Below are 11,748 nucleotides of genomic sequence, written 5' to 3'. Positions count from 1 at the left end.
GTTACCTTTCTTAGAGACTGGACATCTTTAAAGGTAACGCATTTGATCGGTATTGACAATGGCTCTTTGCTTCGAAACCACCTTAATGGGTGCACAACTTTTTGGAGACCTTTTGCTTAACTAATATTTTACCAAACACAGCTTACGACCAAAGAGCAAATTTATTTGTTTTTTGGTCTCTATTTTTTATATTTTTAGGAAGGAGCCATCTGGCGACTGAGGCGACGTAGGCGCAGCGCAGCGGAGCCGAAGTGCCGCATGAGCGAGTAAAACGGTAGTGAAGTTAAGAGCCTGATTCAAGTTCACTTGAAAATTAATGTTCATCGCTATTTTTTTATGGGGCGAAGCCCCAAACGCAGGCGCAGCGAGAGCTGCGACGGAGTTGCACGGATTCATTTCACGGACGTAATTTTCTGATTAGTTTAAAACTACTTTATTCACAATACCTTATATTTTCATGCTATAATAAAATGTATGAAATTTATTTTTAGATCATGAGTTTTTGCAAATAGGAGCCAAATTATGAAAAAGAACTTACCATTATTGATACCAGTATTACCATATTTGATTATGACCTCCTTTATCTTTTTCATCTTGCCTACACTAGATCCAAACTCAAAATATTTTTCTTTCTTTATGCTGCTGATTATTCCTGCTTATTGTTTTATTGCCGCATTTATATATGGACTGAAGAATGGGAACGTCTGGTTCTATCCGATTTTTATGAGCATTATTTTTCTGCCATCGATATTTATGATTATTGAGATAAAGGCATTGATATATGGGGGGACTTATGGGGCGGTTGCTATATTGGGGATGTGCCTTGGCAGTTTGCTGAAAAAGAGAAAAGATGATAATCCAGATTCTGAGGAATAAGCATAGGGAAAGATGCTTTACCAACATCCCAAAATCGCGAATCCGTGAAATAGAGCGCCAACAATGATTGTCGGACGTGAGCGAATATGATAAAATATTTGCGTCAAATACTGAAGGTTAAGATAACATAATGCTCGTGATCATAACGGGAAGATTGTTTTAAATTAGGGTTCAGATAAAAATAAATAACTTAGAAGAGGTGCTAAAAATGGATGAAGTTGGTTTCTTAGAAAAGCTACGGTACAAATTTGACAACCTGATGTCAAAGGGGACAGGTATTCTGTTATTGTCCTTGGCCAGTGCTACGGCAATAATGATCGCTGTAATTTCGCTGATTGTCTGGATTACCCAATCGGGGCCAACATCAAGTTTTACAGAGCTGCTATGGATGGGGTTAATGCGAGCCATCGACTCGGGAACTGTAAGTGGCGACACCGGAAGTGTCGGTTACATCTTTCTGATGTTTGTTACTACCTTAGGTGGTATCTTTATTCTCAGTATCTTAATTGGGATCTTAACAACTGGTATTGAATCAAAACTGGATTCTTTGCGAAAAGGCCGATCGCGCGTAATCGAAAAAGACCAAACAATTATTCTGGGCTGGTCTGAACAGATTTTTACGATTATCGAAGAATTGATTGAAGCGAACAGCAATCGCAAGCATGCTTGTATTGTCATCATGGGGAATCACGATAAATCCGAAATGGATGATGCTATCCGGGAGCGGATCACTGATACGAAAACCACAAGAATAGTAACCCGACAGGGAAATCCCATCGATATTGATGATCTCGAAATCGTCAGTCTAAATACCTCACGATCGATTATTATCATTCCCGAGGACGATACCCGGGTCATAAAAACCATTCTTGCCATAACGAATAATCCCAACAAACGGAGCGAACCATATAATATTGTGACTGTTTTAAGAGATCCTGAAAATGTCCAAGTAGCTCAGATTGCTGGAAATAATCAGGCTGAAATAATTCTCAGCGATACATTAATCTCCCGTATTATTGCGCAAACCTGTCGTCAGCCGGGTCTTTCCACCGTTTATACCGAACTCCTGGATTTTGGTGGCGATGAAATTTATTTCAGCGAATGTCCTGAAACAATTAAAAAGACTTTTGGCGAAGTGCTATTTTTATTTGAAAAATCAACTGTGATTGGCATTCAGTCCCAGGGAAAAACCTATTTAAATCCGCCCATGGAAACAATATTACAGCCAGGTGATCGAATTATTGCTATCTCAGAAGATGACGATACTATCGTTGTAAAATCAGAACAGAAGTATAATGTTGATACAGGCGCAATTCTGCAAACTGTAGCAGCTGAGCAGGATAGTCCGGAAAAAACTTTGATCCTAGGCTGGAATGATAATGCCCATTTAATTATTCAGGAAATTGACAATTACGTACCTCAGGACTCAATTCTGACCGTCGTTTCGGACTGTGTTGAAGAGGAAGATTTCCAGACCGCCCTCAGCCAGGTTGTTAATCAGAAAATCGAATTATTAAAGGGTGACCCGAAAGATAGAAGTATCTTAGATGACTTGATGGTCAAAAACTACGACCATGTTATTATTTTGTCCAATAATTCTGCGCTTGATGTGCAGGAGTCCGATGCCAATACCCTGGTGGTGCTGCTGCAGCTCCGGGATATTTCAGAAAAACTCAATTGCCGTTTTTCAGTTGTCAGTGAAATGATGGATTTCAGAAACAAGAAATTGGCAGAAGTGACAAAGGTCAACGACTTTATTGTCAGTGAAAAACTCATCAGTTTAATGTTGACTCAAGTTTCGGAGAACAAAATGATCAATACCGTTTTTGAAGATTTATTTGATGCCGATGGTTCTGAACTCTATATTAAAAAAGCATCAAAGTATATAAAACCAGATTCAACTGTCAATTATTATACCCTGGTTGAAGCAGCTAGAAGAAAGAATGAAATTGTCATTGGTTACGTAATTGCGGCAGAACAGAAAGATGCTCAAAAGGACTATGGTATCTATATTAATCCTGACAAATCAGCCCTGGTTAGTTTGAGCGAAAAGGATGGCTTGATTGTCATCGCAGAAGATTAAGAGTAGAAATAGACACCAATATAAAGCCAATAAACAATCGCCGAAAAAGAAACTCTATTGGCGATTGTTTTTATGGTCAAAATAACCGATTTGGCGGTTATTTTGATGTGCGTGAATGAAGATAGTTTTGATTTAAGGATTAGAAGGTTAGGTAATAAAAAGGGACGAATGATGATGACACAAATTTGGTATCCGATGATTTCATTGAAAGAAAGTAAGACTGACCATGTTTAAACAAAATACAGAATCAGAAGAAGCGGTTGTGATCATCCCGGAAATTTACGGAATCAACCAGTATATAAGAGACTGGGAAGATTTTTTTAAAGATCAGGGTTATGAACCCTTTTGCGTGGATCTGAGCGGTCGTAACCATGTTTATGAATATTCTGAAAGTAATGAGGCTTATCATGATTTTATGACAGATATTGGTTTTGACCGATTCAAACAGATCGAGATCTATATCAATGAATTAAAGGTTTACTATAAAAAAATCTTTGTTTTTGGATCAAGCGTCGGAGCCACCATCGCCTGGCGATTAACCGAGAGCGGATGTTGTGATGGGATGATCGGCTATTATGGATCACGAATCCGGGATTATCTGGAGGTCAACCCGGTTTGTCCTTGTCTGCTGGTATTTTCGGGACAGGAAAAATCCTTTGAGTTACAGTCGATTATTCCACAACTTGAGCAGAAGGACAAGGTTGAGACGCTTGTTTTGCCGGGCAAACATGGATTTGCTGATCCCCATGGTAAAGATTTTCACGAGCAGTCAGGAAAAAAAGCATTGGATGTGGTAAAATGCTTTTTATGTGAACTTGAAAAATCAGAAAAGATTTAAGAAAGAAGGATAAGATGACCGATATTGAAAGCTTAAAAGAAATGGTAGAAGAATCAGGTAATATTGTTTTCTTTGGCGGAGCCGGTGTTTCCACCGAAAGTGGTATTCCGGATTTCAGGAGCGTCGATGGGCTGTACAGCCAGACCTATCAATATCCACCGGAAACCATTCTTTCCCATGAATTTTTTATGAATAATACCGAAGAATTCTATCATTTTTATCGCAATAAAATGTTGTACCTGGATGCTAAACCAAATGACGCCCATACAAAATTGGCAGAACTGGAAGCCAATCGGAAATTGAAGGCGGTGATTACTCAGAATATCGATGGGCTTCATCAACTGGCGGGTAGTAAAAAGGTTCTGGAACTACATGGCTCGGTCCATCGCAATTTCTGCATGCGTTGTCAACAGTTTTATCCGGTCCAGAAGATCCAGGAAAGTGATGGAGTGCCCAAATGCAACTGTGGCGGAACCATTAAACCAGATGTGGTATTGTATGGCGAAGGCTTAAATAGCGACGTTATGAACCAGTCGGTTGCGGCCATCACAAGCGCCGAAGTTCTGATAATCGGAGGAACTTCTCTGGGTGTTTACCCGGCGGCAGGACTCATCGATTATTATCGCGGCAGCAAACTGATACTAGTAAATAAATCTTCAACCCCGTTGGATTCCCGGGCAAATCTGATCATTAAGGGCAGTATTGGGGAAGTATTCAAACAATTGAAATGGAGCGAAAATAAATAACCATTATGGATAGTCAAACTGAACTGAGATACCGACAGAGCAATCGATTATTAAGATTGCTGCTGGACAACCACACCGTGGAAGAGGTGGTGGAAACCATCAGTTATCTGATGGAAAAGCCAGTCGTTTTTATTGATATCAACTTTTCCATTCGCGGCATGAGCCGGACCGAGGAGATCACCGATCCCTCCTGGAATTTCGCCATTTCTAAAGGATTTTGCAGCCACGAGTTTATTTTCGAAATTGTCAATATTGAAGAGGTCAAACGCTCTCCCAAGGAACGCACGCCCTATGTGGTGGGATTGGAAAGCGAGTCAAAGGTATTGGTATCACCAGTGATCATTCGGGGTAAATACGCCGGTGCGATGATGATGTTTTTTAAGAAAACCGAAGTCACAAATCAGCATTTAGAGTTACTGCTGCTTGCCAACGAGGTGCTGACTGAAATTATTTTAAAGATCCCGATGTATAAATATATTCGCGGCAACATGAATGAAGGGATCCTGATGGATCTGATCGAAGGCCGAGACAAGGAAAATGCAGATTTTAAATTATGGGTTCTGGAATCGGAGCTTAATACCAGCAATAATCTTTGTGTGCTGGTTTCCGAACAAAATGACGCCAATCTCTATCAGGAGGTCATCAAAGATTCGTTACGAGATGACTTGTATCATGTCTTTCCAAAATCACATGCAATTTTTTATGGCAATCAAATGGTAATTTTATGTACGGATCTGGAAAAAGCAAAAACAGAAAAGGGAATCAATCGGTTAAAGAATTTTATCGAAAAACATGCACTGCGAATTGGGATAAGTGATTTTTTTCAGGGGATTGAAAATTTTCAAAGCTATTATTTTCAGGCTGGAGCTGCCATTCGCATCGGTGCGGCGATCCATGAAGAGAAACGATTTTTTAATTATGGGGATTACAAATTTTTTCATTTGCTTGAAAAGGTAACTGGTGATACTGGAAATAATCTTAAGGATTTTGTCCTCAGCGGTTTGTTGACGCTTGAAAAGTATGATAAACACCATCAATCAGAATTGTTTTATACGTTAAATACGCTCATCGATTATGGTTGTAATTACAAAGAAACCTGTGAAGCCCTCCACATTCATCGTAACACCCTCAGTTATCGTATTGATCGGATCAAGTCCATTACTCAGCTGGAGCTTGCAGTGCCCAAGGTTCAATTTGATCTGGCGTACTCGTTTCGGATTTTAGAATTTCTGAAACATCAATAAACTTTAGTAACGGCGCTGGAATTAAAAAAACTTAACAATTGAGGGGAACCGCTATTTTTGGAGCAGCTCCTACCTGTGCAGAACGCACAGATTCATATCGATATTTTGTTAATTTGGGCTGATGTTTTTTCTTGATAAATAGCGTATGCTTGCACATAGGGATTGTGACCCCTTAATAGGTATGAAGTAAAGTCCATATTAGACCCCTTAATCTAAGAGAGCTGCGGCTCTTTTTTTTTCTTCAGAAAATCTGAAGTTCTTCTGAAGAAAAAAAGGTAAATAATAAATTAAATAGACTATCAGTAGCGTGATGCAGGATATCAAGGGATGAACCTTGTAAATGATGCACAAAGGATGGTGGATATTTTGGCAATGGCGACCATAGTAAAATATTGTCCTTCTTGTTAAACTGATCTTGTAAACATTACCAGCACCACTCGAAAGATTAAATATGTTTACAAAGACTTAAATTTTTTCTAAAAGGAGAAAAGAAATGGATTTAACATTATTAATTGCTGCTTTTGGCGGCGGGTTGTTTGCAGCCGCCATCGGTGGTGTGCCATCATTTATTTTTACCGGGTTAACAGTCGTTGCCGCGATTTTGGGCGGAGATTTTGGAGCGCCCGCCATTGGCATCGTCAGCTTTGGATCATGGTTCTCGCCATGTGTCGCTTTTGCCGGTGCTGTAGCCGCCGCCGGTTATGCTAAAAAAATTGGAAAACTGGAAGTTGGCGGAGATATTATCACTCCCCTGGCAGGATTAAAAGATGCTTCCGTATTATTGGTCGGCGGAATATTTGGTATTATTGGTTACTTATTAAACTTTACTGTCGGTTCGCTAATCGGAGCAAATGTGTTTGGTTCAGCAGCCTGGACCGATACTGTAGCTTTAAGCGTAGTCATTTCAGCGATTCTGGTTCGTCTGCTTTTTACCAACTCGGGCTTAACAGGAAAAACCCCAGCTGGAGTGACACGACATTATCTGCCTCAGGGTTCTGACTTAATTTTCACCATCGTTCTAGGCGCCGGATTTGGTATTCTTATTGGCGGAATTGTGGCAGCCTTCGGAAATATGGCATTGGCTGGTTCTGATGAAGCAGCCTATCTTTTCTCACAGATGGGTGGCTTCGCCTTTGGTATTGCCGCAGTTGGCTTGGTTTTTGCTTGCATGGGACTGCCTTTCTATGGTTGTCACCATATCGTCTTGCCGGCCGCATCAACAGCGATCGTTGTTTTTTCAGGGACATTAAGCCCAGTGGCGGCCATTATTGCCGCTGCTATCACAGGTATTTTAGGGGCACTAATCGGAGAATTTGCCGGGTTAACCTTTAACAGCTATGCAGACAGCCACATCGACCCTCCAGCCTGCACAATCTGGGTTTTACAACTGCTTAACTTTTCAGTATTGCCTTTAATTTTACCTTCTATTATGTAGTTCAATCATCGAGTGGTATAGACTTTTGCTTTTGCAGAAGTCTTTTTTTTATTCCTATGGCAATTACTTCAATGATAAATTACGTTGTAAGTTGACCACAAAATCCTGAATATTGGTGATGATCGACCTGGCACTGAGGCTGCCCCGGTCTTTAAGTTTATTGACCACAAATTCGGAGATATCCACAGTATAAAAATAAACCGGCCGAATCATCCCGTCAACCACCTGGTAGGAAGGGGTCATATTGCCGGTGGCAATGGTATGGAGTTGGGTGGCCAGACAGATGATCGTGGTGGCTTTTTTGGTATGTACCCGCAGGGCATCCTGGGCGCTGTAAACATCAGCATAGACGCCGGGTAAGGGTCCGTCATCGCGAATCGAACCGGCTAAAACCATGGGGATGTCATTTTTAATACAGGTACTGACAATCCCGTCTTCGATTTTATATTTTTCAATTAGATTTTCCAGGGAACCGCAGCTTCGGGCTCGATTGATGGTTTCGATATGATGATAGTGGCCCAGCGACTTGTTTTCTTTGGAATAGATGTCCTGACCCAAGGCGGTGTTAAAAAAGTGGGATTCCAAATCGTGAGTTGCCAGGGCGTTTCCGGCAAAGAGGGCATCCACATAGCCCATTTCCACCAGGTGGGTCATGGCATTTCGGGAATCCTGATCAAAGGTTACCGCCGGGCCGAGAACCCAGAGAATATAGCCGTTATCCCGCTCAAATTCCAGGAGTTGATAAAGTCGGTCATAGTCCCGGGAGTAGGCCGTTTCCCGGGAATTGGAGGTTCGAAACGAAAAATTATCGCCATCTTGCTGCTTTTTGCTGAAGGCAAAGTGATCGACATAAACACCGTTTCCGCCATCTTCGTGGCGTCCGACGACAACTGCATCGCCTTTTTTGACATTTCTGAATTCGACGGCATGGGGCCGATCATTGGCAATGACCACCACGCAGTCCATCCGGCTTTCAGCCATCAACTGCCAGGCATCATGGATTTTAAAATACTCGGGAAAGATGGTAGTGGCATAAAAGTTTTCCGGAACCACCCCATCCATAGGAGCTGGCATCGTTCGGACGCTGGGGGCTTTGACAAAAAAGGTTTCCGCAAAATCAGGAGCTGTATAAGTTGGCAGAGTAAACATGGGTGCACCTCATCATAATATTTTATCATAAATAATTTTATTTATTATACCATATCAACGCTGTCGATGGCATCGAAAGTGAGTGTATCCAGGTCAATAAAAACACCGCCATGATTAATCTGGACTGACTGATCATGGCGGTGTTAATTAAAACTAGTTTATCTAAGCTTTTTCGGGTAGTTCAAAATGGGGTTTTTCAAAATCGAAAAGTTTTGTGGCATCGGGTTCGTTAAGCAGGAAGGCTTCCATTTCATCACGCTCCATTGGCGGAAATTCTTTTAAAATCAACCGGATACTCGCGCCGGTGGTTTGATTAAAAAAGGAAAAAGCCTGGTTGCCTCCTTTAATAAAGAACAGATTGCCTTTTTCGCCAGTGCACTCCAGCACCACCCTGATACCGTCAACACTGCAGGACTCATTCTCAGCTACACAGACAATCTTATCATCGCCGGCCGGATCAAGGGAAAGCGCTTTGATGGCCTCCAGGGAAGCCCGGACACCAATCGCCAGGCCGGGACAGTGATGTCCGTGATAGTTTACACATTTTTCCCATAATTCATAATTCATTTTTTGCTCCTTTCGATAAAACAGGAGACCCACAGTTGCGGGTCCCCCAAGTTGCTATTCCGATCGGGTTAGTTTTTAAAGCTGTGAATTGGGGCTGGAATCTGTCCACCGCGATTTACAAAAACCGAACAGTCATTTTTGTTGACCGGCATAATCGGGGCCCGGCCCAGGAGTCCGCCAAATTCGGCGGTATCACCAACGTCTTTTCCGTAAACGGGAATAATCCGAACACCGGTAGTTTTATTATTGATGACGCCAATGGCGGCCTCATCTGCTAAGATACCGGAAATGGTGGAAGCTGGCGTGTCACCAGGGATCGCAACCATATCGATACCGACTGAGCAGACACTGGTCATCGCTTCCAGTTTGTCGAAGGTCAGGGCACCGCATTCCACCGCTTCGATCATCCCTTCATCTTCACTGACCGGGATAAAGGCGCCGCTGAAGCCGCCCACTGAGGTGGAGGCCATAATGCCACCTTTTTTAACGGCGTCATTAAGCATCGCCAGAGCTGCGGTGGTACCATGGGTACCGCAGTGTTCCAGCCCCATTTCTTCCAGAATTCGGGCCACGCTGTCGCCGACTTCGGGGGTTGGTGCCAGCGACAGGTCCAAAATACCAAAGGGAACATTCAGGCGTTCAGCCACCGTTGTGCCAACCAGATGGCCGGCCCGGGTAATCTTGAAGGCCGTTTTCTTGATGATTTCGGCCATTTCCCCAAAGGAAGCGTTCTGGGCTTTTTCCAGCGCCCTTTTAACAACTCCGGGGCCGCTGACTCCGACATTGAGGACCGATTCAGCTTCACCGACACCGTGGAAGGCACCAGCCATAAAGGGATTGTCTTCAACAGCATTGGCAAAGGCGACAAATTTGGCACAGCCGATGGAATCCGCATCCCGGGTCAGGTAGGCGGTTTCTTTAATCACTTCACCCAGCCGTTTAACGGCATCCATGTTAATGCCGGCTTTAGAGGAACCAAGATTGACAGAGGAACAGACACAATTAGTGGTTGCCAGAGCTTCAGGAATGGAGTCGATAAGAATCCGATCGCCTTTGGTGAAACCCTTGGGGACAAGCGCCGAAAAACCGCCGATGAAATTAATACCGACGGTTGCGGCGGCGGCATCGAGGATTTTGGCATATTCGACATAATTAAGATCATCGCTGCTGCCGGCGATGAGTGCAATCGGTGTTACCGAGATCCGTTTATTAACAATCGGGATCCCCAGTTCATTTTCAATCCGTTCGCCTTCTTTGACCAGGTTTTCGGCCAGACGGGTGATTTTTTCATAGATTTTCTGGCGGCTCTTTGCTCCGGAGGAATCAATGCAGTCCAGCAATGAAATTCCCATGGTGATGGTCCGGATATCCAGCCGCTCTTTTTCGATCATTCTAACCGTTTCGAGGACGTCTTTAAACATTGCCATAATCGGGCCGCCTAAATGGTGTGCATGGCATTGAAAAGATCTTCATGCTGAATACGGATCGACATCCCGATGGTTTCGCCGACTTCTTCAAGGGCGTTTTTCAGGACATTAAAATCAACAGACATATTTGTCATGTCGACCAGCATGATCATGGTGAAAAAATCATGCATAACTGTCTGGCTGATGTCTTCAATATTGACATTGTTTTCAGCCAAAATTTTAGATACATTATAAATTATTCCGGTGCGGTCTTTTCCAATAACCGTGACTACTGCTCTCATTTTAAATAACTCCTTAATTTTCATTATTTTATAAGTTTAAACCAAAACGCATACAATCACAAGTTTTTATGTTGGATTTTAGAGCAAACAAAATCTGACGAATTTATTTTTAAGTTTTTTGATGTAAAATCAATACAAATGTTGGGAATTTTTAACAAAATAAATATTTGATTTTTGCTTAATAGCCGGTTTCGTAACTTGTGAAGGGTGGTGGAGTGTGGTATAATGTGGAAGAAAATGGAAGAGCAAAGTAAGAAGGAGGGGGATCTGGATGTTTTTTGGAGAGTATGAACACAATATCGATGACAAGGGACGATTGATCATTCCTTCAAAATTCAGAGAATCTCTGGGCGGAGAATTCGTCTTAACAAAGGGACTGGATTGCTGCCTGTTTGTTTTTTCCATGGAAGAGTGGGAAAATTTTGAAAGCAAATTAAAATCTTTGCCTGTATCGGATAAGGATGCGCGAGCATTTACCCGATTTTTCTTCGCCGGCGCCGCTGATTGCGAACTGGATCGACAGGGTCGGGCAAGCATACCACTTTCGCTGCGCAAATATGCCAAAATAACAAAAGAGGTAACCATTATCGGGGTTTCAAATCGCCTGGAAATTTGGGACACTCAACTATGGTCCAGCTATAACGATAACGATGATTTAAACTATGAGGACATTGCCAATAACATGGCAATGCTGGGAATATAAATGAAACCACAAACATTTTCACATACCACTGTATTACTGCGGGAATCCATTGAAGGTCTGGATATCAAACCAAATGGCATCTACGTGGATTGCACCCTGGGCGGCGGTGGTCATTCCCAATGGATTTGTGAATCATTGGATGAAAGTGGCATTTTAGTCGGTATCGATCAGGATGATTATGCTTTGGATTATGCTAAAAATCGTCTGGCAGATTTTACTTGCCGACGTCATTTTGTAAAAAGTAATTTTGCCAGTTTGGCCAAGGTTCTAAAGGGCCTCCATCTCTTTGGAATCGACGGTATTCTATATGACCTCGGGGTTTCGTCATTTCAACTGGATGACGATACCCGAGGCTTTTCTTATCATAACGATGGTCCTCTGGACATGCGGATGAACCAG

The 11,748-nt window shown here is 42.5% G+C and carries 12 protein-coding genes; 8 read left to right on the top strand and 4 right to left on the bottom strand.

Annotated features, from left to right (window positions below; genetic code table 11):
• Positions 1-522 precede the first annotated feature (522 nt).
• The 6 genes from ACEW8F_RS12715 to ACEW8F_RS12690 all read left to right on the top strand — a co-directional run bounded on the left by ACEW8F_RS12715 (position 523) and on the right by ACEW8F_RS12690 (position 7,222).
• Positions 523-876 (top strand): hypothetical protein, encoded by a 354-nt coding sequence (locus ACEW8F_RS12715; protein ID WP_373483845.1) that lies wholly within the window; start codon positions 523-525, stop codon positions 874-876.
• A gap of 208 nt (positions 877-1,084) precedes the next feature.
• Positions 1,085-2,959, top strand: coding sequence for a hypothetical protein (locus ACEW8F_RS12710; protein ID WP_373483844.1), 1,875 nt, complete (start codon positions 1,085-1,087; stop codon positions 2,957-2,959).
• Between the two features lie 226 nt (positions 2,960-3,185).
• The gene (locus ACEW8F_RS12705) at positions 3,186-3,797 is read left to right on the top strand and encodes a dienelactone hydrolase family protein (RefSeq protein WP_373483843.1); all 612 of its coding nucleotides are present in this window, start codon (positions 3,186-3,188) and stop codon (positions 3,795-3,797) included.
• A 14-nt stretch (positions 3,798-3,811) separates the two neighbouring features.
• Complete coding sequence (locus ACEW8F_RS12700; RefSeq protein ID WP_373483842.1) at positions 3,812-4,543, top strand: NAD-dependent protein deacylase; 732 nt, start codon at positions 3,812-3,814, stop codon at positions 4,541-4,543.
• A gap of 5 nt (positions 4,544-4,548) precedes the next feature.
• The gene (locus tag ACEW8F_RS12695; protein WP_373483841.1) at positions 4,549-5,787 is read left to right on the top strand and encodes a PucR family transcriptional regulator; all 1,239 of its coding nucleotides are present in this window, start codon (positions 4,549-4,551) and stop codon (positions 5,785-5,787) included.
• A gap of 493 nt (positions 5,788-6,280) precedes the next feature.
• Complete coding sequence (locus ACEW8F_RS12690; RefSeq protein ID WP_373483840.1) at positions 6,281-7,222, top strand: hypothetical protein; 942 nt, start codon at positions 6,281-6,283, stop codon at positions 7,220-7,222.
• 63 nt (positions 7,223-7,285) lie between these two features.
• Here the strand turns inward: ACEW8F_RS12690 and ACEW8F_RS12685 are convergent, their stop codons facing one another.
• From ACEW8F_RS12685 to ACEW8F_RS12670, 4 genes are all read right to left on the bottom strand, one after another.
• The gene (locus ACEW8F_RS12685) at positions 7,286-8,371 is read right to left on the bottom strand and encodes a hypothetical protein (protein ID WP_373483839.1); all 1,086 of its coding nucleotides are present in this window, start codon (positions 8,369-8,371) and stop codon (positions 7,286-7,288) included.
• Positions 8,372-8,533: 162 nt separating this feature from the next.
• Complete coding sequence (locus ACEW8F_RS12680) at positions 8,534-8,938, bottom strand: FmdE family protein (protein WP_373483838.1); 405 nt, start codon at positions 8,936-8,938, stop codon at positions 8,534-8,536.
• A gap of 68 nt (positions 8,939-9,006) precedes the next feature.
• Positions 9,007-10,365, bottom strand: a complete 1,359-nt coding sequence (locus tag ACEW8F_RS12675; RefSeq protein WP_373483837.1) for a PFL family protein — start codon at positions 10,363-10,365, stop codon at positions 9,007-9,009.
• An 11-nt stretch (positions 10,366-10,376) separates the two neighbouring features.
• Positions 10,377-10,646 carry an ACT domain-containing protein gene (locus ACEW8F_RS12670; protein ID WP_373483836.1) on the bottom strand — a complete coding sequence of 90 codons (270 nt, stop codon included), beginning with the start codon at positions 10,644-10,646 and terminating at the stop codon, positions 10,377-10,379.
• A 271-nt stretch (positions 10,647-10,917) separates the two neighbouring features.
• On the opposite strand from ACEW8F_RS12670, the gene mraZ reads away from it, so the two are divergent.
• Entirely contained in the window at positions 10,918-11,349 is a 432-nt protein-coding gene (gene mraZ, locus ACEW8F_RS12665; protein WP_373483835.1) for a division/cell wall cluster transcriptional repressor MraZ, read from the top strand.
• The coding region (gene rsmH, locus ACEW8F_RS12660) for a 16S rRNA (cytosine(1402)-N(4))-methyltransferase RsmH (RefSeq protein ID WP_373483834.1) at positions 11,350-11,748 on the top strand (399 nt) is incomplete at its 3' end. It lies immediately after the preceding gene.

Origin of the sequence: Acetobacterium sp., from assembly GCF_041752335.1 — a bacterium.
GTDB lineage: Bacteria > Bacillota > Clostridia > Eubacteriales > Eubacteriaceae > Acetobacterium.
This window is presented reverse-complemented; position numbering and strand designations above follow the sequence as displayed.